The sequence below is a fragment of the Nitrospira sp. genome (genome assembly GCA_035968315.1).
Lineage (GTDB): Bacteria > Nitrospirota > Nitrospiria > Nitrospirales > Nitrospiraceae > Nitrospira_D.
In genome coordinates this window covers 184,683-207,313 of the sequence record JAVYIN010000005.1, presented here as the reverse complement: position 1 = coordinate 207,313, position 22,631 = coordinate 184,683, and the positions used below count along the sequence as shown (strand labels likewise).

Below are 22,631 nucleotides of genomic sequence, written 5' to 3'. Positions count from 1 at the left end.
CACTAAACTTTTGCCCCATATCAACCGACAAAGACACGTCACAAGAATACACCGACCACAACGAACAGGAGCGCCACAAGACCCATGGCCCCCGATATCCAAACGCCGGCAGCCGCTATAGACAAACTGGAACAGGCGCTCCTTCAGAAGATCGAGCAGGGAGACGTTGAGCTCCCGCTGCTGCCTCATGTCGCCAGCAAAGTCATGGCCTTGGCCTCCGATGCGGATGCCGACGCGGCCAAGCTCTCAGGACTCATTCACCAAGACCAGGCACTCGCCGCACACGTCCTGCGCATCGCGAATTCGCCGGCCTACATGCCGCGGAGCCCGGTCGTCTCACTGCAACATGCCGTCGCCATGCTGGGCATCAACTTACTCTCCGAAATCGCCTTTACCGCCTCCTTGAAAAACGGGGCCTTTCAGGTGCCCGGTCATGAAGACCAGGTCAAACTGCTCTGGCGCCACTCATTAGCCAGCGGATCCTATGGCAAAGAAGTCGCAAGGATGCGGCGCGTCAACGTGGAAACAGCCTATCTCTGCGGCCTGCTGCACGGAATCGGGAAGCCCGTGATCCTCCGAGCCGTCACCACGCTCGCCAAAGAACTGAAAATCAACGTGGATCCTGAGACCCTGCAACCCCTCATCAATGGCTACCACGCACGCGTGGGCACATTGATTGCCGACAAATGGGGGCTGCCCAAACAGGTCGCCGAAGCCATTTCGTATTATCACGACTACGATCACGCCACGGCTTTCCGGCAAGAATGCCTCCTGACCTGCGTAGCGGACCTCCTCTCCACCCACATCCTGTCGCCCGAAGAACTGCCGGAAGAAGAGTTGCGCGAACATCCCGTCTTCGCCGATCTGAATCTGTACCCGAACGACATCGATCAACTGCTGGCAGGCAAAGAGAAAATTCTGACCGTCGTCAATTCGATGAACCTATGAGCACACCAACCGCCTACGACATTGTCATCATCGGAGCCGGCCCGGCCGGTCAGAAAGCCGCCATCCAGGGCGCCAAAGCGGGCAAGCGCGTGGCCCTCATCGAACGCGAGCGCGGCATCGGGGGCAGTTGCGTCTATCGCGGCACGATTCCGAGCAAAACCCTCCGCGAAAGCGCCCTGCACATCAACCGGTTGCGGCGCGCCAGCGAAGCGTTTGAATTCCGCATTAAGCCCGACGCGGAAATCTCCGCGCTCCTCAGCCGCCTGGAAGAAGTCGTGCAAACGCACGACACCTTCATGAGCAAGCAACTCCGGCGGAACGGCATCTCGCTCTTTCACGGCCGCGCGCGCTTCCTCAATGACCGCACCATCGAAATGCAGTCCGTCGATGGCGCGCGCCAGCAATTCACCGCCGAGCATTTTGTCATTGCCACCGGCTCGCGCCCCCGGAATCCGCCGGAATTTCCCGTCGATCACGAACATATCCTCGACAGCGACTCCCTGCTGTCCATGATCTATCTGCCGCGCTCCCTCGCGATCATCGGCGGCGGCGTCATCGGATGCGAATACGCCTCGATCTTTGCCTTGCTGGGCGTGCAGGTGACCTTGATCGATCGGGCCACCGCGCCGCTGCAGTTCATGGATCAAGAACTCGTGGCCCAGTTCGTCACCAGCTTTGAGCAGCGCGGGGGCCAATATCTCGGAGGACAAACGATCAACAGCATGGCATGGGACGGCGCCACCCAGGTCGTCACCATCCTGGGCGACGGCCAGATCATCAAGAGCGAGAAGCTCCTTGTGGCGCTGGGCCGCCAGGCCAACGTGGAAGACCTCAACCTGGCCGCGGCCGGGCTTCAAATCAACGCCAAAGGCAGCCTGTCCGTCAATCAGTATTGCCAAACGGACGTGCCCCACATCTACGCGGCCGGCGACATGGTGGGCGCCCCGGCCCTCGCGTCCAAAGCCATGGAACAGGGCCGCCGGTCCGTTCGCCACGCGCTGAACCTCCCGATCGGCGACGCCCTCTCCACCATTCCCCTGGGCATCTACACGATTCCGGAAATGGCGAGCATCGGCATGGATGAAAAGGCGGCCAGCGAACGCTATCGCAACCCGATCGTCGGACGGGCCAAGTTCGAAGAAATTGCGCGGGCGCAAATCTCCGGCTCCAGCGACGGCCTCTTAAAGATGATTGCCGACCCCCGAGGCGAGCGGCTGCTCGGCATTCAGATCGTGGGAGAATCCGCCACCGAACTGATTCACTTGGGGCAAATGGCGCTGCAGCAAGGCGCGATGATCGAATCGTTTATCGATAGCGTGTTCAACTTCCCCACCTACGCCGAAGCCTATCGCGTCGCCGCGCTGGACATCCTCGGCCAGGCCGCCAAGCGCGACACGGCCGCCGCCGCCTAATTCTCCGCGCGCGCCGATTAAATCCCCGCTCTCGGCAACGGTCCGTGTTCAACACGGTGAACAACAGGACGGCCATTCCGTATCGCAGCCGCTCTCACACGAGAAACAACGGGTTTACTCGGCTCTGCAGTAAGTCAATGCACACCTCTACTCCTGGAACGATTAGAATTGACCTAAAGAGTGTTGTTTCATTGCCCCGCACTTTATTTACTGCTAAGGTAAAACCCTGTCCCCTTTATGCCCTGAGGACTAGCTCTATGCTCTCACAAGGACCCTCGCCGTTATTTCGGCACTTCGCGGTTATCCTCTTTTTAGCCATCTTGCCTCATTGCGCCCAAGAATCACCGGACGCAAAGAAAGCCAGGCATAAGGAGCGCGCCCTCGCCTACTTCGAAAAAGCACAGTATCAGGAAGCACTGATCGAGTATAAAAATGTCGTTCAAATCGATCCCGAAGACGCCGATGGCCATTACCGGCTTGCGCTTACTTACTTGAAAGTCGGCGGAGGCCCCAATTTGGAAAAAGCGTTTCAGGAATTAACCACAACCGTCAATCTGAATAGTTCCAATTATGATGCTCACCTTCGGTTGGGCCAACTTTATTTGATGGCCAATCAACCGGAGAAAGCTCTGGAGCGAGCCCAAAGCGTTCTGGCTTCGGCCCCGGAACAAAAGGAAGGCCATATTCTTCTGGGGCAAAGCCTGGTCGGAAACAAGAAGCTCAAGGAGGGCATCGCCGAACTGACCAAATCACTCGAGTTGGATCCGAACAATGCACAGGTCGCGCTGGACCTTGCCCGCGCCTATGTACAAGCCCGCAACCTCCAATCCGCTGAGCGTACTCTTCAAGAAGCACTCCAGAGCAATCCCAATGCCGCTGAATTGAGAGTTGCACTGGGAGATATCCGCATGATCCAAGGCGCTCCAGACCTGGCGGAACCGGAGTACAAAAAAGCCCTGGAATTAAATCCGAATGATGACGGGCTCTACTACAAGCTGGCACGATACTATCAAGATCGGAATCGCGCCAGCGATGCCGAATCCATCCTGATTCAGTGGTCGAAAATTAAGCCAACCGATGAGAAACCCGTCATTGCCCTGGGTGACATGTACCGCGCCAACGGAAAGCTCGATCAAGCGCTAGCCGCCTATACACAGGCCGTTGGAATCAACCCCTCTTCGATGCTGGCTCGGGACACCGTGATCTCCGCCTACATCGATCAAAATAAACTCGACGAGGCAGACCGTCGGATCAAAGCCATCCTCGCCGCAAATCAGAAAGATCCTGCGGGACGTTTTTTCGAGGGACGGTTGAAGCTCGCGCGAGGGGCCGCCGCCGATGCCATTCCCCTCTTTCAGGACATGCTGAAGGATTATCCGAAATCAGCACCGGCGCATCATTTTTTGGGTATCGCCTATGCCTTAACAGGCGACCTCGAACGTGCGGCCACAGAACTGATCGAGGCCAAGACGCTCACTCCGCAGGCTTCGGAAACCCGTGGCACACTGGCCAAAGTCTTGCTCAAAAAAGGAAATGTCGAGCTGGCGATTGATGAAGGGCTTGCCGCCCTCCAGTACAATCCCCGGAATATTGATGCGGCTTTGGTCCTTGGCGAAGCCTACCTACGGCGTGGAGACCACGCGAAAAGCAAGCAAGTCTACGACGCACTGGCAGAAATTATCCCTCACGATCCGACCATCCATCATGCGCTCGGCCTTCTCGCCCGCGGAGACAAACAGTATGCAGACGCCCTTGAACATTTCGAGAAGGCCTTGTCCGCCTCTCCGCAGTTTTTCGACTCTCTCGATCAAATCGCTGCGATCTTGACCGCCCAGGGGAAAACCCAACAAGCCCGCGAACGTGTCACGCGCCAGATGAAGATCGCCCCTGACAATCCTCTTGCCCATGTGCTGCTCGGACGGCTGTTCATGGTGGAGAAGGACACCTCCAATGCTGAAGGTGCATTTAAGGCCGCCATTCAGAGCAAAGACGCTCCCCTGACAGCCTATACCAGCCTGGCCGAGTTGTATGCCCGTATCGGCAAACTCGATCAAGCCATCCAGGAGCTGGAATCCGCCGTGCGCAAAACGCCCGGAAATGTTCAGGCTTTGATGTTGCTTGGACTGGTGCTCGAAGCTAAAAATCAACCGGAAAAGGCATCCGCTTTCTATGAGGAGGCACTGAAGACCAACCCTCGATTTGCACCGGCCGCCAATAATTTAGCCTGGTACCTTATTGAAAACGGAGGAAATCCTGAACAGGCGCTGACCTATGCAAAAACTGCAAGGGAGGTCTGGCCCCAAGATCCCATCATTGCTGACACCCTTGGGTGGATCTACTATAAAAAAGGCGTTTTCCTCACGGCTGACAGCCTTCTGAGGGAAGCTGCGGCCAAACTTCACACCAACCCCGTCGTCCAATACCACTACGGCATGACCCTCTATAAAAGAGGAGAGCCTGCCAAAGCGACCAAAGCACTCCAGACGGCATTACAACTCAATCCAACATTTCCGGGATCCGATGACGCCAGAAAAACGCTTGAAGAGCTGCGCAAATGAACCTCCCCGCAGCTTGCCGCTGAGTCTTCAGCGAAGACGCCCCACCTCCACTCCACAAGAGTGAACCATCCAGCTTAAGGACGAAGGGGATCTCCCTTTACTTGCTTCACCGCGAGGACCTCCGCTGCCTGTTCAAGCGACTCCAAGCGCTCCTCCGTCGACGGATGGTCACGCCCATAGGCATCATCCGCATGAGAAGGCAGCAGAGCCATTCGTCGCCAGAAATCGATCGCCCTCTGTGGCTCATATCCGGCGCGGGCCACAATATACAACCCGATCCGGTCGGCCGCCAATTCAAACTCATGCCTCGACTTCGGCGGCCCCACATCCACCCCTTTCACCACATGAGCCGACAGTACGGCCCTGAGCGCCTGATCCAGCTGAGCCGTCTGGCTGTGAGCCAAGGCATTATGGGCAATTTCATGAGCAATCACCAAGGCCAACTCAGCATCGGACCTGACCATGCGCAAGAGTCCGCGGGTCACGGCAATGGCTTTCCCATCTGCAAAAGCATTGACGGCCTCATCCTGAATCACAACCAGCCGATACCGGCAGGAAGACACCGCCGTGATCGGCACCTCCTCAATCCGGCCACGCAGACTCACCCGAACCATCAATGGCTGAATTCTGGCCAGCGCCGCCACTGAAGCTCGCCTCATCACCTCACTTGGGGTCCACTGTGTTGCATCTTCCCCATTAAGCGCTAACAGCTTCGAACCTGAGCGCAAGCCGGCTTGTCCAGCCGGGAGCAATGGATGGACATACCGCACCACCGGTGTTTCGCCATTCGAATGCCCCTCCTCGGCATCGCGCCTGGCGCTATCCAGCAAAAACCCATACGTCGGCTCCGTCTCCAGCGGGCAAAACTCCGTTGCCGCCACGAGCAATGGCCACACAATCTCCACGACCTTCATTTCATCTGCCAGCCACCGCTCCTGGAGGCTGCCCATGTGCGAGAACCTTGGACTCGCGCAGCCTGACAGCCCCGCAACGACCGCCATGCACGCAAAAATTACGCCGGCGCACCTCATCTCGTTTCTCGGCCGCCGATCGGATTTGCGGCATCGCCAAAGGTCAGAGCCACCGCCTCCTGCCACCCATGGGTATGATCGAAGAACGCCTGCAGAACCCCCTCTGCGTCCTCACAACGCTCAAGGCAGATCGTACCCGCCTCAAAGATGGCATTGGCAGGAGGATGGCCCGTTAATCTGGCGACGAGTTCACGAGCAATCACACGATATGGGTCCGCAGTAAACTCGCCATCGACCCAGTACCATCGCCAGACCAAAAACCGACGGCCTGTTTTCATTTCAATACGATACGTCTTCACCGATATGGACAGGCGATCAAGCACGACCACCTTCCGTTTTTCAGCAAGCACATGGCCATCATTCGTCCCGACGATTCGATTCTCAAATTGCATCAGCCGGGCCCCAGACCGAGGCGCCCCGTAATACGCGGTGAACAGATGCACCCTTTGGCCATCCAACTCAAAGGTCCGCGTCGCTTCTGCCAATGCCCCTTGATGGAACGGCCGCCACTCTTCCAGATCCCCGTTGTGCGCCACAAACGGGGCGGACACGACCGGCCAGGAGGGAGCACCTATTCCGATTGACACACGCTGATAATCGGCTCCTTGCATAACCACAGCAGGAGCAGCTGAAAGGCCGGCGCCATACATACATAGAACCGCCAATCGAGTGAAGGAAGGCCCCGCCTTCTTGAGCTGTCTCTCCGCGCCAACAGGAACTGCGGAATCACCGGATTCCGCCGGGCTTGCAGCGGGCCTTGCTCGCGATAAATCGTCCCGCCAGCGAAACCCCACCCAAAAAAGCGGAAACTCAATGAGTCCGAAGATCACCCAGCCATACACCAAGTGATCCACATCCATCGCCAGCTTGTATCCGCTGACAAGCGCGAGGACAACGATGACAATCGCCCGCACAGAATTTCCTGCGATCGGAACCAGGAAAGACGCGACGAGAAAGGCCACCCGCTTCGGCCAAAACCGATAGGTCATTCCGGCAAACAAATACCCCAACATGAGCGCAGGAATCACATACCGGATACCGGCACACGACTCAGCCACCTCCCAACTGCCTCCCGGCACGTGCAACACTCGACCGTCCAGAAAGACCGGCACACCTATAAGTCGAAGTCCGGTCACGGTCCCCATCGCCGTCATGTCTTGAAGCCACGGAATGAGCCCTTCTCCAACGGGAACGGCAAAATACAACAGACCGAGCGGAAAGAGCACAAGGCGGAACGCATTCGTACCGAGGAAGAGCCACACCAGCGAGAGAATCAACGATACCAGAGCGATCTGCTGACCGACCGCAACAGAAATCGACGCAAAGACTGCCCATACAGCTCCGGCAAGAAAGATTGCAGCCCCCCCCAAGAAAGTCGGCTGAGGTTCACACCCTTCTATTAGAGCCCGGCGTCTCCAGAGCAATAGCACCGTACCAGGCACGACCAAGAAACAATGATTGAACGTATCATTTGCTGCCCATGACTGAACAAGATCTCGAATCGTATCCCAATAGACGGCAACGACGACCGCCAACGCCGAGAGAAGAGCCACCAGCGTCCTGCCCCATGGTTCCGGCAACAGAACACCCTTTCCCTTCAATCCCCCGTCCTTCGCCAAGTCGATCGACTCTTCCCGTGGCATTACTGCAGAAGCCTTAGCCATACGACCAACCCCAACAACTAATACTTAGAATAAGATCCTGAAGGTCTTGCACTGAAACGAGAAATATCAGAACGGTCCGCAGGTAATCTTACCGGACTTGGACAGGAAAGACGAAGAACCAACGACTTTATGCAGGAAAGAATTCCGAGGAGGAGGCCCCCACGTGAAATAGAACGGGCCGGCCTCGATTTCTCGAGGCCGGCCCGTTGGAAGGTCGCAAGCCTTGATAGGCGGACCGTCAGACTTTATAGCGACGAGCAGCACCCCAGGCCAACATTCCAGCGCCCATCACTGCCATGGAGGAGGGAATCGGAAGATTGCCGTTGCAGCAGCCCACTTCAAAAGAACCATACGTTCCCTGAAACTTTATCGGAACCGCCCCCTCAATCGTTAGGCCGTTGGTAAACAGGCCGTTGCTCATCAACCCAAACGTAAAGTTGTCCGTCTGCCCGACCTTCAACAGGTCACCGTAGGCGCCACCGGAGCAATTATTCGAAGCATACGCGCAGGCCTCAACTTTAAAACCACCGGGAAAACTCTGTCCAGTAGCCGAGATAGAAATTCCATCGAATACCGTTCCACCTGTAATATAGCCACCGATGAGGTTCGGCGTCGTATTAAATCCAAAACTGTTGACGCGGCCCGCCTCCGGATTATTCGAGGAGGTATTCGTCATGGAAACGGAAAACTCCACCAGGCTCGACGAGAAACTCGCCACGGTAAACGTGGCATTCGCGCTTAACTGCGTGCCGGTTGGAGCGCCATTGATGCCGCTGATATCCTTGTACCAGCTAAGGCTAAAGGAATCGCCAAGGCTATTCACCGTATAACTTGCAGCCTCGGCTGACTGCATAGCCGCTCCGAGGAGCAACGCGCTTGACACAGCTAAAATCGCCAAGCCCTGTTTAAGATAATTCATCTATGATTCCCCCTCATAATTTATTACTTCGACCACTATGTACCGATGCTTGGTTGAGGTCTATTGCAACAGATAGGCCAAAATTTCAAACAAAAGATTTGCCAACTAAGCATTTGAAATATAACAATATTTTTCCAATCACCCTTCATACTGCACTTCACCAAACGGCCTACTTGTAAAAAATAACGACACTACGAAAGTATATGGTTATTATATTTCAACAACTTACGATCGACGTGCCCGTAAAATTCTTCGACACCACTTATTTTCACAATCCCTATACTTTCAAGTAATTACGGCGTGACTTCATATTTATTGATTAAATCATGCAAGGTGGGACGGCTTATCCCTAAATCCATTGCGCTTTTACTAATATTCCCATGGTTCCTCATTAAGGTACGCCGAATCAGATCCCGCTCAACCAATTCCCTGGCCTCTTTAAGAGTTTGAGGGCGGCTCTTATCATTGGATGGCGAGAGTTCGAGATCTTCAGGCGTAATGTGCCCCCCTTGAGCCATAACAACCGCACGCCGGATTCTATTTTCAAGCTCACGGACGTTGCCCGGCCAACTATGCTGAGCCATAGCAGTGATAGCTCCTGGCGAAAATCCTCGTATCTTTCTCTTGCACTCATCGGCATAGCGAGCCAACAGCTGATTGGCCAGTAACGGAATGTCGCCCTCCCGCTCCCGTAAGGGGGGAAGCGGAATAGTCAAGGTGCACAGCCGATAGTACAAGTCTTCACGGAACCGGCCTTCGGCTTGGGCCTGAAGGAGATCACGATTCGTTGCCGACACGATTCTGGCATCCACCTCGATTACCCCGCGCCCTCCAATTCTCTCAATCGTTCTCTCCTGAAGGAACCGAAGCAACTTGACCTGCAACCCCAACGGCAATTCCCCGACCTCGTCGAGAAACAGCGTCCCGCCCTCTGCGGTCTCAACACGGCCCTTTCGCTGAGCATGAGCCCCGGTAAACGATCCCTTTTCATGGCCAAACAATTCACTTTCCAGCAATGCTTCGGGGATCGCACCGCAATTAATTGCGATAAAGGGGCCCGCCCGCCGCGAACTGTGCCGATGAATCGCGCGCGCGACCAATTCCTTTCCCGTTCCACTCTCGCCAAGAATCAGCACGGGAATCTCCGCACCCGCCACCCGGCGAATCGTATCCAGCACTTTCTGCATCGCCGGACTTGTTCCGATAATTTCCGGAGTCGTGGTCGCCGCCGTTGCGGCGAGCATGCGATTCTCCCGCTCAAGCCCGACCAAATAGGCCGCCCGCGCCAAGACAACCTGTAACGTATCCAGCGCCACCGGCTTCTGCATGAAATCGTAAGCTCCGCTCCGCACGGCCTGCAGCGCATGGGCATGATCGCTATTTCCGGTAATCACCACGATCTTGGCATGCGGCTGCACCGCGACAATCTGCTCAAGCGCCTGCAACCCTTCCGATACCCCATCTTGATGAGGAGGCAAGCCGAGATCCAAGGTCACAAGATCGGGCGATTCGCGGCGCACCAACTCCACCGCGGTGTCACGGTCTCCGGCCTCGACAATCTCATATTCGCCAAGCAGCGCCCATCTCATCTGCTCTCTCATATCCGCATCGTCATCGACAATGAGCAGCCGCGGCCTAGACGCCGGTACCTTGTTCATAACCGCCCCCCCTCCCCGCCAATACGCATCGTGTCCCCAGCTTGTCCAATGACCGCGGCCGGCAACTCCAGCCAAACCGACGTTCCTTCGCCGAGTTGACTTTCGATCCGGATCGTTCCGCCATGGGCTTCTATCAACGTCTTACATTGATAGAGGCCAATCCCGGTCCCGTGCTCCTTCGTCGTCATGAAGGGCCTGAAGATTGTGCGGAGACGGTCGTGCGCCATGCCTGCCCCTCGATCTTGAACCAGCACTCGAATCGTCGCGCCCTGGGCGAATGTCCGCACGGTTACGCGATTGGCATACCCGCCCGCCTGTTGCGCATTATCCAACAGGTTGTATATCACCTGCCGGAAGGCCGCTCGAACGCCCGCCACGGGCGGAACCTCGCACAAATCCAAATCAATCGGAGGCCGGGAGGCAGCAGACAACTGGCCTGTGACCTCGCGAATTACCATATTGATATCAAGCAATTCTGCCAGTTGCCCCTGCCCAGATCTCGGCGAAAGCTTTCTGATCAAATCCATCATCTGTTGGGCCGTCGAAGACACCGTCCTCATAGCCGCCTGCTGAAACTGAGGACTCTCTCCGTGCACCTGCGCATTCTGGACGACCAGCGAAAGCTTGCCGGCCAAATTTTTCAAATCGTGCATACAAAACGCCGCAAACCGATGGAACGCATCCAGTTCGGCAGCCGACGTCCGATCTTCGGCCATCTGTGCGCTCGTAAGCAACAACCCCACGTGGCAGGCAATAGCTCGCAATAAATCGTAGTCGTCCCGCTCGTAGGCTCGTCCGTCCAGTCCGCGGCTCAACGACGCAAAGGCAATGAGCTCTTTGTCGCTCCGATGCACGGGCACGTAGAGCGCTTGATCCGGCTGAAGTCCGGCTTCTCGCCCTGCGGAATCCAACACGATGGGCTCCGAGCTCTGCTTCAAGCGGCAAATCACGGGAGCATCAGGGGCGAGCGCCGGCAAGACAGTCACGTTGACGGAACGCACCTGATGAAACCGTCCGTCTGCGTCCATATACAGCCACAGGGACATCGTCCCGGCGCTAAACGTTCGCGCCAGCAAGTCGCGGAATCGGTCCAGAATAATATCAACGGTCTCCGCCCCCTGAAAATACTCGGTGACTTCCAGCCACTTCACACGATAGTCATATTTCGACCGGTAGAAATGGCGCAAGACCGTATCGCGTATCGCGATGCGCACCGAGCGGGACGCGAGCAGCACGGCCAACGCCAGTATCCCACCGAATACAAAGAGCAGGCTGATGACCGGACCAATGTCGCGGCCCATTTGGCGAAACCATTCGGCCAAAGAGCCAACGGCGAGCAGATAGGCGCCAACCACGAGAAAGGTACCCGATCCAACCAGTGCCTGAGGAGACACATACAACCGGCTCGTGATCGCCAAAACACCGCCGCGAACAACACCGAACATCACAAGAGCCACGGCAAAAATGTTCAACGTGCCGCCGACCAATAATAGATCGCTTTCCCACACCGGCAGCAGCAAAATCTGCGTGGTGAAATACACCTGAAACGCAGCCAGCCCGCTCAAGCCGATCAGCACATATTTGATCTGATAGCGCATCGGGTCGGGCGCCGTCCGCAACACCACTTCCATTTGAGCGACCCCGATCATCATGGCAATCGATATCAGCGCATAGATCACTTTGCCGAGCGGACCAAGCTCAAGAATCGAAACCGCCTCCTGAAACGGCCCCACCGGTATCACGAAGGTCGTCCATAGTGCGGCCATCGCCACGCCGGCCACGCCCCATACGCCGGCCACGCCGCTCCGGCCTTTCCCTGAATCCCTGAGGGACGCGGAGGCGGCCCAGACCATCGCCGCCTGGCCCAACTCTCCCATCATGAGCACCCGAACCCAGAAGGCCATGTGCGTACCGTCGGAAAGCATGAACCCGCTGGCCAGGCTCACAAGACAGGTCGCCACCAACACTCCGATGACGCTCTGATAGAAACGCTGCGCGCGATAATACCCCCACAGCCAAACAGCAACCCCGCCGGAACCGAGCGCGGCCAGATAATTGATATTAGCCGCCCAGAAGGGAACCGAGAGCATTGAGAACCTTTCCGCAGACCAGGCTCACAGCCTTGATCCACAGTCAACGGGGAGGCGCACTTCGATCACAACAACTTCTAGCGTAGCAGAAGCCCCGGCCCGGAGGGAGAAAAGAGGCAAAATTAGACGGACTAAGCCCCCCCTCACAACGATGCCAGATTTCCAGGCGACACCATTGCAGCCACGGCCCCTCATCGGACCACGACCACGAGAATATCCAGTTCACAACGACGCGGCAAGACCCCGCCCGTTCCACTTTTCACATGTGAGGTCTCACGCCTGCGGCTTCGCCATCGGCGGCGCAGCAGGGGAGCCACCCGTTCCGTCTGGCAAGCAAACGCCTTGATCGCCTTCCGACCGAGATGCTGAAGCGCTACGAGAAATGGAAAGAGCTCGTGCGAATCTCCGGCCCTGCAGGCCTACGCCTGATCAAAAGATTTTATGAGAACGGCTTCAAGAAGAATGGGAAGGACATTGCTCGTCCAGGCTGCGCGCCCGATCTCGAGTCATCGACAAAGTTGAAGAACAGCGCATAGTGGTGCTGGTCATGAATGGACGCGCCCGCTCACGCGTATCGGAGCCATGACGAAGAACAACGACATACGTCTGGGAAAATCGCGGGTGGCCGTTTCGGCAGGAGAATCCATTCGGATCCTTCGTGATCTGCACGGGCTGATTCAGAGCGAGTTGGCGCGAAGAGCCAAGATTTTACAATCCACAATCTCAGCCACTGAAGAGGACCACATCCATGATATGTCGCACGGGCGAAAACCCTGGCGCGTGCCAGCAGTGCCATCCAGCAGTCCTGGTCTTTCCCGGTTGGGACGTGACCAAACAGTCCGCAGACGCACTCCTGACGGAATGCGGCAACATTTGCGTAGAACGGTTCATCATCGATGAGAGGAAAGGTGGGGCGCCTCGACTGAGACGCCCCGCTCGTCGCATAACGGAGAGCTTAGAACCGGCTGCGGCCGCCGCCACCACCCGTGCGGGGTTCTTGCGGCTTGGCTTCGTTCACCGTCAACGCACGTCCGTCCATCTGCGTGCCGTTCAGGGCGGAAATCGCCGCCTGGCCTTCTTCCTGCGAGGCCATCTCGACGAAGCCGAAGCCTCGCGATTGTCCCGTGAACTTGTCCGTGATCACACGCGCGGACTCGACAGTCCCGTGTGCGGCAAACAAGGTGGTTAATTGCGATTCCGTTGCCGCATAGGGCAATCCGCCAACATAAAGCTTTGAACCCATGGGGGTCCTCCTTCCAAAAAGTGACATTGTAGAGAACACGAGAAGAGCTTCACGAGGGGAAGGAGAGGGCCAAAGACGCAAAGAACAAGGCGACCTAGGTCAGACTTCCGATCAGATTCTCGGTAACAACAACATCCGAAATGGGCCGTTCAATGTGATATGCCCCGCGAGGCCCGCCGCGTGACACATCGGCACTCTAGCACGCATGCACATAAATAGCCAGGCACAATAATTCGGCCAACTCCGGCACGCACGCGCACCACACTCGCCCGTCGCATGACGGTGTCGTTCTCCACACATTGAAGCAAGGAGGATGGACCGGAACAAGGGTCGGATAAACGGCGCGCGGGCTTGTCGGAGTGGTAACAGGCTAGCAACGTTGCGCGAGCTTTTTTTTAATCACCGCCAGGTTCTCAGGAGTCGACCGCACCCGCAGCGTGAGGCCCTCGGCATCATAGGCTTCGGACAAGATCCGCATCCGGGCGCGGATCTCCGCCACCACCCCTTGCGCCGTAAACGGAATCCGTAAGTCCTCGTCGAGCATCTCGCGCTCAAAGTACCCCATGATGCGCTCACGTAACGCCTGCAGATCGTCTTTGTTTCTCGTGGATAGACATACGGCGTCGGGAAATTCCGCCTTCAGCGACGCGAGCTCTTCCGGGCTGAGGCGATCCCGTTTATTCAAGACCAACAGGCTGGGAACCTCCGTGGCGCCGACTTCGGCCAACACCTTCCGCGTCACATCGAGCTGGGAGCGAAAAGACGGATCTGAAGCATCGACGACAAACAGCAGCAGCGAAGCGCCGGCCGCTTCATCCAGCGTCGATTTGAACGAGGCCACCAGATCATGTGGGAGCTTCTTGATGAATCCCACCGTATCCGTCATAAGCACTTTCGGGCGTGTTTCAGGCGACAGTGGCCGGATCGTCGTATCGAGCGTGGCAAACAGCTTGTCGGCCACGAGCACCTCGCTGCCCGTCATCGCGCGCATCAGCGAAGATTTGCCGGCATTGGTGTACCCGACGAGCGCGACCGTCAATTCGTTTTCCCGTCTCGCGCGGCGCGTGAGATGCTCGTCCCCGATCGCCGCCAATTCCGTCCTGAGTTCCTTCATACGATCACGAATTCGGCGCTTATCGAGCTCCACGCTCGTCTCTCCGGCCCCTTTGCCGCCGATCCCCCCGCTTTGCCGCTCTCGCGCGCCGCTGGCCTCACGCAACCGAGGCGCCAAATAATTGAGCCGCGCGATCTCCACCTGGAGCCGAGCCGCTCTGGTCCGGGCATGCCGGCTGAAAATCTCAATAATGACACCGGTCCGGTCGAGCACCAGAACACCGGTGGCACGTTCCAGATTGCTCAATTGTGACGGCGACAGATCACAGTCCACAATGACGATCTGCGCCTGTTCGCGAGGACCGGAGGAGGCCTCGGTGGCGTCATCCGCTTCGCCCTCTTCCGATTCCTCCGGTTCGTCCGATGCCGCAGCCTCGAACTTCGAAGCCGCTTTGTGCTTCGGCCGTTCAAACGCCGATTCGATTTTCCCGGAACCGCCGGTCCACCGCGCCAATTCGGCGAGCTTCCCCTGCCCCAGGACCGTCGCATATTGGTCGGAACTCCGTTTTTGCGTCACCTGGCCAACGACCGTGTAGCCGAGGGTCTTCACCAGACGAGTGAGCTCTTGGAGAGAACTCCCCAGCTCCTCCCCGGTCACACGAGGGGTGTGGATCGCCACAAGCACGGCATTCGATTGCGAGGGATTCGACATCGTAGACAGTTCCTTACTCCCCTCTTCATGAGGGTCGTGCATCTTAACAGGAAATGGTCCGTTCAGGGCAGCTCGCGTAGAACCCTTCAGCATTAATGAATGGATCAGCACTGGGCTTCGCCATCGGCGGCGTGGTGGGGTGGGAGCAGGCGTGACTGACGACGAATAAAGCGAAAACACGAAGCGTAGGGTTCACAAGAACAAGAGACACCAGCCCGCTAAGTCTTTGACCGGATCACTCTCTCAGACCTATCATGCAGGCTGATAGTGCAGAACAAGGAGCTGGCTGGATTTAAGAGGAAGCAGGGCATAAGTTCGGCCATCATTATCCACAAACTCAACTTCGAACACACCAGGACCAAGCAATTCCACCACCGTGCCCACTTGCCCGCGCAGCAAGCCCCGATCAGACACATCTTCTGTAAGCGCCACCACATCGAGCACATGAATGTCTTGAGTCATGATGCAGGCTCCTTGCTACAGCACATAACACGAGCGGCGGCGTGGGGGGAGCAAACACTCAGAGGCGGGCGAGGCATAAGACGGTGGGACAGGCGGTAAAGCTTTCCCAATTACATAGCCTATTCACAATTTTCAGCGCTCGACAGAAACGAAAAGAAGAGGACGCCGTCGCCGAAGGCAGGAGGGCTCTATCCGGTGGTTTGGAACTCGACCTTCCTGGCCTCCGTCACCCGTTTAGACGCATCCAGAATCTCAATGGAGACAAGATTGCCTGCTGCATCATAATCCAAAATCACGCCGGGCTTATCCTCGTCACTTTCCGCAATCGGCGTATTGTCCTTCAGAATCATGCTCAACGTATCGCTCGTCTTGTCGTACGACACCTTCATCGGTTCCTCCAATACTTCTCGACCTTGCTGGTCCGATAGGCCGTCACCACCTCTGCCGGGCACCGATCGACATCCACGAAGACACGAAGCAGAAACACTGTTCCAGGCGGCTCTACCACCACCTTCGATTGAAGAACGACACGGCCAGGTCGAACCTCAATGCGTTGTTCCGGTGAAAGAAGTATCGCACGGACGGCCTCCTCGCTCAAGCCTCGCCGTAATAGTTCAAACCGGGCGTGTTCAGTGAACACATAATCTGTAATGGGCAACGCACTCACAAGCAATGTTCCAAGAGGCTACACACCACAAGGCCAATAAGCCGGAGAACCACCACGGGCCTTCACTGCGGCAGAATACATCGAGATGATACGGTTGGGAAGATACGGTTTTTTCAGAGGGTGTACCGAGGAGCACTGCCCTCTCGCACATCGATGTGCAGGCCGGGATCGTAGGGAATGCACGCAGCGCTGGTCAGAGTAAGAGGCGGTCAACGGAGGCAGCACGGCACTCAAAACCCAGCCCTCAGCTCACTGTTTCACGAGCGGCGGCGTGGTGGGGGCGGACACTCAGCGGCGGGCGAGGTGTGAGCCGGTGCGGCAAAGAGGACGGCTCCGGTTACGCGGGCGCGTCAGGCTTCCACGCGCAACACATCCCTCCCCCAAGGACGCGAGACCAGCTCGCTGACTTGACAAGGCCTGTAGCTCCAATGTAATTACAGAACGTACACTCGTCAGATAGCGATAGGAGAGCGGATGAAAGCACGCATCGTACGAATCGGCAATTCGCAAGGCATCCGGATTCCGAAATCCGTCATTGAGCAGTGCCACCTGCACGGCGCCGTCGATCTGGAAATCCAGGATGGGCAACTGGTCATTCGCTCGGCAGCCAAGCCGCGGGCGGGCTGGGGCAAGGCCTTCGAGGACATGCATCGCCACGGAGACGATCGCCTGAAGGATCAGGAATCAGCCGCCCCATCCACGTGGGACCGGAGCGAGTGGACATGGTAGTGTCCCGCTTCGACGTCTACCTCATCCGCCTCGATCCCACCCAAGGCCGTGAAATCCGCAAAACCCGCCCGTGCCTCATCATCTCCCCGGACGAAATGAACCAGCATATCGAGACGGTGATCATCGCCCCCATGACGACGAAAGGCCGCCCCTATCCCACCCGCGTCCCGGTGCGGTTCAAAGGCAAGTCGGGGCAGATCGTGTTGGATCAGATCAGGACGGTGGATAAAAGCCGGCTGGTGAAGCGCGTGGGAAAAATCGACGACATGACACGCACCCAAGTCCTCGCCCTCCTCGCCGAACTCTTCGCCCCATAACCTCCACACAGCGGGCCCGCAGGAATTCAGGGATAGCCGTCTCAGGCAAGGCGAGATGTCATCACGCCCCTTCGATCCGCAGGCCAAAGACGTAGAGACTTTTCACAGCGCTGATCAAGGTAAGGGCAGGTCAACGGAGGCGCGGCACTCAGAACCCAGCTCACTGTTTCGCCATCGGCGGCGTGGTGGGGGCGGACACTCAGCGGCGGGCGAGGCGTGAGTCGGCGTGACTGACGGGGCAGCTTCGGATTAAGCAGCCAGGCTCATTTTCTTCTCTTCGAATTCATTCCTTAAACGACTTGAAGAATTCGAGATCCACGTCATAGGTCTTGCGAGGGGTAAGCCCAAGTTCGAGCTCCTCAAACATTCCTATTAATCGCTCCCCATCTACTAGTTCGATTGGGGGCACTCCATCTCGAACCGCTTCTCTCTTGGCATCACTAGTAAATGTGCCAGTGGTCAGAATAAGGCCCTTATCTGCCCTACCCATCATCGCTCCACGAAAATCTCGAACTGCCCCAGACCCAACTGAACCGTCATACCTCTTACATTGGAAGTACACGCGAAAGCTAACAAATGGATTGAGTTCAAGTACGCCATGTCCATCAATCCCACCATCACCAGAACGCCCGGTAACGATCACTTCTTCAAACCCAGACTCCCGCAAGAGACGCTGACATAATCTTTCAAACCCTCCAGGCGACAGGGATTTCATCGTGGCCAGCAGCTGTTCCCGATAGGTCGCATCAGGCATCCCTGGCAAAGTGAGCTCTTCGATCGCAATCGGCGTTGCTGCCCCAGCGGGAGCCGTTGGAGGCTCCACAGCTTCAGGACGTGCGGTAGTTTCCTGAACACGTCTCGTCATCTCTCGAATATCTGCTTCAGAGAGCCGGGCCGCATTTCGCCCCTTTTCCGTTAAGGACCAGACACCTCGTCGAGACGAGTCGATATAACCATCCTTCACTAGATAGAAGCGGGCCCAATGGACTTGGTTTTCAAACCGTGAAACGCCATTTGCAAGGCGCTCCTCAAGAATCGAATCCGACAACGAAAGCTCTTTTGCAATGGCTGGACAGACTTCGGCTGGACGTGCTGACCCTCCCAGCTTTTTTAAACTCTCAAGAACAGGATTGATGTAGTCGGTATATTGAGGCGGGCGAGGCGAGGGTTCCTTGCTCATGAGATCAGCCTTTCTCTGCATCATTTCCTAAATCATTCGCAATCAGCCGGAACTGTTCTAACGCCGCTTCGAGGTCGTCCACGATTTCTTGGGCGATGATGTCGGGGTTAGGAAGGTTGGCGCTGTCTTCGAGGCTGTCGTCTTTGAGCCAGAAGATATCCAGGCTAGCTTTGTCGCGGGCCACTAATTCGTCGTAATCGTACGACCGCCAGCGGCCATCTGGTTTCTTGTCAGACCAGGTCGCTTGGCGGGTGTGGCGATTGCCTCCGGCCTGCTTGTCAGGCCGGTCGAGATTGCCGTTGTAGCATGTCACGAACTCGTCGAGGTCTTCGCGTTTGAGCGGATCGGTCTTGAGGGTGAAGTGCTTGTTGGTGCGCAGGTCGTAGATCCAGAGCTTCTTGGTCCAGGGCGTCTCGCTTGCAGACTTTTTGTCGAAGAAGAGGACATTGGCTTTCACGCCTTGGGCATAAAAGAGTCCGGTCGGCAGACGCAGGAGCGTATGCACGTCGCACTCATGCAAGAGCTTGCGCCGGACAGTTTCCCCTGCCCCACCTTCGAAGAGGACGTTGTCCGGCACCACGACTGCGGCGCGGCCATTTTGCTTGAGCAAGGTTTTGACGTGCTGGACGAAGTTGAGTTGCTTGTTGGAAGTCGTCGCCCAGAAGTCATCACGCTCGACGATGTCCCGTTCCTTGGAGACCTGCCCCTCTTCGCCGACGATGGTCGTGCTACTCTTCTTTCCGAACGGCGGATTGGTCATCACGATGTCGAACCGATCGCCGGGATCAGCGGCCAAGGAGTCGGATACGACAATGGGCAGGTCTTTATCGCTTCCGATCCCGTGCAGCATCAGATTCATCGCGCAAAGCCGGGCTGTGCTTTGGACCAATTCCCATCCCTTGAACGTGCCCTGCTTGAGTTGTCGCTTCTCGTCCTTGGTCAGGGTGGGATAGTGCTTCACGATGTAGTCGTGGGCGGCCAGGAAAAACCCGCCGGTCCCGCAGGCCGGGTCGCAGATCGTCTCGCTGGACTTCGGGGCGATGGCCTCTACCATTGCGACAATCAGCGGCCTGGGAGTGAAGTACTGGCCAGCGCCGGACTTGGTATCTTGTGCGTTCTTTTCGAGTAAGCCCTCGTAGGCATCCCCTTTCACATCGGCGCTCATCGTGGACCAGTCTTCTTTGTCGATGAGATCTACAATCAGCCGCCGAAGCTTCACCGGGTCCTGAAACTTATTCTGGGCCTTGGTAAAGATGAGACCGAGCATCCCCTTCCCTTTGCCGAGCTCTTCCAGGAGATGACGGTAGTGGTCAAATAGGTCGTCACCGTCCTTCTTGAGCAGGCTGGGCCAACTGTACTTGTCAGGAATCTGGCTGGGCTGGTTGTACGGCGGCTTCGTGCGCTCGTCGGCCATCTTGAGGAACAGCAAATACGTCAACTGTTCGACGTAATCGCCATAGCTCATCCCGTCGTCGCGCAGAACGTTGCAGTAGTTCCAGAGTTTTTGGACGATGGCAGAGGGGCTCATAGAGTGATGGCTAGACTACTCACCGAAAAAGGGGGAAAGGCCCTGGCGCAGAAACCACTACGACGACGCCGACCCAGCGAGTTCGCGTGCATGGGCAATCTCACGCTTGTGCGCCGGACGAACCTGAGCGGCCAACAGTGTCACCACAGCCACCGTCTCACCATCCAACGTCGTAAACTCAACCTCGTACCCTTCGCCACCCCGATGAATGAGGACCACCGTACCGATATCGCCACGCCTCAAACCGTGCTTAGGAAGGTCGCATTCCAGAATCACGTCTTCCAATTCCTGAATCATCGCGTCCTCCGTTTCAGGGGATAGGCGGTCACAAATCTCGGTATCTGACCGCCTTTATCTATAAACCAGACCGTCCGCACTTGCAATTGCCGGCCATGTGGCGCGACAAGCGGGCCTTCGATGATATACCGAGTGCCAAATGGAGTGTCCTCCGAGAGGGTCACAGCGTTGCCCCTCGCCTGTTGCCGCAAGGCGTCTGCCAGCGCTTCCCATGCGGACACCTGAAACCCGAATGCAGAAAAGAACGCGGCCTTTCCTCTGCCTGCGCGATGGGTCGAAGACAGCATATACTGGACCACTTTGGCCTGAGGAACCTCTAAGCGATCAGCATGGGGCAGCTTCATCACACTATCAATTCAAGCGGTGAATAACACTCGCCCGCCATCTTGAGGAACAGCAGATACGTCAACTGCTCGACGTAGTCGCCATAGCTCATCCCGTCGCCACGGAGGACGTTGCAGTAATTCCAGAGTTTTTGGACGATTTGGGTAGAGGGACTCACTTGGCTATCCAAGCAAGCTCACGGAGACGCTGATAGGCTACACGGATATGCTCGGAACGGAACATCTTTTGTTTTCTCTCGTTCCACCCATGCACTGACTCTATAGCTGCCTCTGGTGTAGTTGCCTTTGGCTTGCTATGAGTGCACACCCAGTGGACGGAAGAAAGGAGCTCCATGCCGTAGGGAGTCTCAAATCCTTGAATAAGGTTACTCACACGGTTCACTCGGGCGATCGGCAAGGGATGCTGGCTCAGGTATAAGTCAGCTTCTTTCGCCGCATCAGGAAGCAACTCAATTTCAGTATCAGGCTTCTGGCTATCGCCATAGCCACGGATATGATGCCCCTCAATTCGCTCCAAGACTTTGTTCAGATTCGCCGCATATGGACCATAGGTTCCCGCTTCAAACCGCAAGCGAAGAGGCTCGCCTGCCTCCTGAAGAAAGTACATCAACTTTTGGATTTCAAGAAGAGTGAGACGGTAACTTAACGACTCATACTGGTGCATGACCTTCACAAATAGAGCACGGCTGATGGTCATCTCCGGCCTTTTCGTGTTGACCGGCATGGTCTTCGCCTCTGGCGCGCCCAAAGGACTAAACAAGTGTACCTGAGTGTCAGACAACTCAGCGAAAGCCGCTTCGATAAGTGGACGAACATCTTGCCAATCCAAACCGCCATTTCCACAGCCCAACGGCGGTACCGCAATCGAACGTATACCAAGCCGCCGGATATCCGCCACTAACGCACGGAGACCATTCCGGATATCCTCAAGCCGGGACTTTTCTCGCCAATGCCGCTTCGTCGGGAAATTAATGATGTATCTGGGATTAACCATTCGGCCAGATTCCCAAACCAGCATTTGGCCTGGACGAACCTCTTTCGCACGACAGGCCTTGGCATAGACATCAAAGTTTTCTGGCCAAGCTTGCTTAAACTGCAAAGCAATGCCTTTGCCCATGAACCCGTCGCAGTTGACGGTATTGACGAGGGCTTCCGCGTCAGTTTGAAGAAGGTTGCCTGTAGCGTTATGAATCATGTCAAAAAAAGTCACCAATAATACCAATTCCGATCAACCCTGACTACCCTCCTCTGATTCGCAGGGAAGGCGGACTGAATCGTCTCAACGCGTTGCTTCATCCTCCCATCAATCACCACAATCTCCTGAATCAAAGACCACGGACAGTGTCGGTGCACGAGAAACTCAGCCTGTTTTCTCCGCTGGCGATCCATATCATCAATCGCGTCAGTCCAATACCGCTGATTCACCACAGCCCAATCCACCGCATCCAAATGAGTCAGATCATCAAACCATTCGGTGAACATGGCTAGGCCATGACCATCTGAATACACAAACTTGACCCCGGCTGCCTCAATAGCTTGAGCCGACGAGACCAAGTAGATGAGCGGGTCCTGTCCCTCACTATAGCCCTCTACGCGGCCAGTCTTTAGATTCAGCATCATCGGCGAAAGATAACCGAAATAGAACGGCACATAGTCGTGAATGGTCCCTCCGGGGCCTAGCTGAACGGGCACCGCCGCACGAGCACTCTGAACCTCTGCACTATGGCAGAAACGATACGGCAATCCGTCATTGGGCACATGATTCGGAGCATGCAGCCCACCTCGCTGGATGATCGTATCGAGGTTATCCACGTGAGTG

Annotated in this window: 20 protein-coding genes; 5 read left to right on the top strand and 15 right to left on the bottom strand. The window is 56.5% G+C overall.

The window, feature by feature from the left end; translation table 11 throughout:
* Positions 1-84: 84 nt before the first annotated feature.
* The 3 genes from RI101_04570 (at position 85) to RI101_04560 (ending at position 4,918) form a co-directional block, all read left to right on the top strand.
* Positions 85-948 (top strand): HDOD domain-containing protein, encoded by an 864-nt coding sequence (locus tag RI101_04570; protein ID MEC4889315.1) that lies wholly within the window; start codon positions 85-87, stop codon positions 946-948.
* Positions 945-2,360 (top strand): Si-specific NAD(P)(+) transhydrogenase, encoded by a 1,416-nt coding sequence (gene sthA, locus RI101_04565; GenBank protein MEC4889314.1) that lies wholly within the window; start codon positions 945-947, stop codon positions 2,358-2,360. Before RI101_04570 ends, sthA begins: the two co-directional genes overlap by 4 nt.
* Before the next feature lie 257 nt (positions 2,361-2,617).
* The gene (locus RI101_04560) at positions 2,618-4,918 is read left to right on the top strand and encodes a tetratricopeptide repeat protein (GenBank protein MEC4889313.1); all 2,301 of its coding nucleotides are present in this window, start codon (positions 2,618-2,620) and stop codon (positions 4,916-4,918) included.
* A 74-nt stretch (positions 4,919-4,992) separates the two neighbouring features.
* On the opposite strand, the gene RI101_04555 is transcribed toward RI101_04560, so the two are convergent.
* From RI101_04555 to RI101_04515, 9 genes are all read right to left on the bottom strand, one after another.
* A complete protein-coding gene (locus RI101_04555; GenBank protein ID MEC4889312.1) occupies positions 4,993-5,868 on the bottom strand; it encodes a M48 family metallopeptidase in 876 nt (291 codons plus the stop codon).
* Positions 5,869-5,945: 77 nt separating this feature from the next.
* Entirely contained in the window at positions 5,946-7,592 is a 1,647-nt protein-coding gene (locus tag RI101_04550) for an EpsI family protein (GenBank protein ID MEC4889311.1), read from the bottom strand.
* Between the two features lie 259 nt (positions 7,593-7,851).
* Entirely contained in the window at positions 7,852-8,532 is a 681-nt protein-coding gene (locus tag RI101_04545; protein MEC4889310.1) for a cistern family PEP-CTERM protein, read from the bottom strand.
* Between the two features lie 293 nt (positions 8,533-8,825).
* On the bottom strand, positions 8,826-10,190 hold the full coding sequence (gene prsR / locus RI101_04540) for a PEP-CTERM-box response regulator transcription factor (GenBank protein ID MEC4889309.1): 1,365 nt from the start codon (positions 10,188-10,190) through the stop codon (positions 8,826-8,828).
* Entirely contained in the window at positions 10,187-12,280 is a 2,094-nt protein-coding gene (gene prsK, locus RI101_04535; GenBank protein MEC4889308.1) for a PEP-CTERM system histidine kinase PrsK, read from the bottom strand. The genes prsR and prsK overlap by 4 nt, the downstream gene beginning before the upstream one ends.
* Positions 12,281-13,235: 955 nt before the next feature.
* Positions 13,236-13,523, bottom strand: coding sequence for an RNA-binding protein (locus RI101_04530; GenBank protein MEC4889307.1), 288 nt, complete (start codon positions 13,521-13,523; stop codon positions 13,236-13,238).
* A 370-nt stretch (positions 13,524-13,893) separates the two neighbouring features.
* On the bottom strand, positions 13,894-15,288 hold the full coding sequence (hflX, locus tag RI101_04525) for a GTPase HflX (GenBank protein MEC4889306.1): 1,395 nt from the start codon (positions 15,286-15,288) through the stop codon (positions 13,894-13,896).
* A gap of 252 nt (positions 15,289-15,540) precedes the next feature.
* Positions 15,541-15,750 (bottom strand): DUF4926 domain-containing protein, encoded by a 210-nt coding sequence (locus RI101_04520; protein MEC4889305.1) that lies wholly within the window; start codon positions 15,748-15,750, stop codon positions 15,541-15,543.
* A gap of 188 nt (positions 15,751-15,938) precedes the next feature.
* Positions 15,939-16,139, bottom strand: coding sequence for a DUF2283 domain-containing protein (locus tag RI101_04515; GenBank protein ID MEC4889304.1), 201 nt, complete (start codon positions 16,137-16,139; stop codon positions 15,939-15,941).
* 752 nt (positions 16,140-16,891) lie between these two features.
* Here RI101_04515 and RI101_04510 point away from each other — a divergent pair.
* Positions 16,892-17,146 (top strand): AbrB/MazE/SpoVT family DNA-binding domain-containing protein, encoded by a 255-nt coding sequence (locus tag RI101_04510; protein MEC4889303.1) that lies wholly within the window; start codon positions 16,892-16,894, stop codon positions 17,144-17,146.
* The gene (locus RI101_04505; GenBank protein MEC4889302.1) at positions 17,140-17,463 is read left to right on the top strand and encodes a type II toxin-antitoxin system PemK/MazF family toxin; all 324 of its coding nucleotides are present in this window, start codon (positions 17,140-17,142) and stop codon (positions 17,461-17,463) included. The genes RI101_04510 and RI101_04505 overlap by 7 nt, the downstream gene beginning before the upstream one ends.
* A gap of 283 nt (positions 17,464-17,746) precedes the next feature.
* Here RI101_04505 and RI101_04500 read toward each other — a convergent pair whose 3' ends face one another.
* The 6 genes from RI101_04500 to RI101_04475 all read right to left on the bottom strand — a co-directional run bounded on the left by RI101_04500 (position 17,747) and on the right by RI101_04475 (position 22,624).
* Positions 17,747-18,643, bottom strand: a complete 897-nt coding sequence (locus RI101_04500; GenBank protein MEC4889301.1) for a restriction endonuclease — start codon at positions 18,641-18,643, stop codon at positions 17,747-17,749.
* 4 nt (positions 18,644-18,647) lie between these two features.
* On the bottom strand, positions 18,648-20,171 hold the full coding sequence (locus tag RI101_04495) for a class I SAM-dependent DNA methyltransferase (GenBank protein ID MEC4889300.1): 1,524 nt from the start codon (positions 20,169-20,171) through the stop codon (positions 18,648-18,650).
* A gap of 57 nt (positions 20,172-20,228) precedes the next feature.
* Positions 20,229-20,468, bottom strand: a complete 240-nt coding sequence (locus RI101_04490) for a DUF4926 domain-containing protein (GenBank protein MEC4889299.1) — start codon at positions 20,466-20,468, stop codon at positions 20,229-20,231.
* Positions 20,469-20,811: 343 nt separating this feature from the next.
* Positions 20,812-20,970 (bottom strand): type I restriction-modification system subunit M N-terminal domain-containing protein, encoded by a 159-nt coding sequence (locus tag RI101_04485; GenBank protein ID MEC4889298.1) that lies wholly within the window; start codon positions 20,968-20,970, stop codon positions 20,812-20,814.
* Positions 20,967-22,007, bottom strand: coding sequence for a macro domain-containing protein (locus RI101_04480; protein MEC4889297.1), 1,041 nt, complete (start codon positions 22,005-22,007; stop codon positions 20,967-20,969). The genes RI101_04485 and RI101_04480 overlap by 4 nt, the downstream gene beginning before the upstream one ends.
* An 11-nt stretch (positions 22,008-22,018) precedes the next feature.
* On the bottom strand, positions 22,019-22,624 hold the full coding sequence (locus RI101_04475; GenBank protein ID MEC4889296.1) for a DUF4433 domain-containing protein: 606 nt from the start codon (positions 22,622-22,624) through the stop codon (positions 22,019-22,021).
* Positions 22,625-22,631 lie beyond the last annotated feature (7 nt).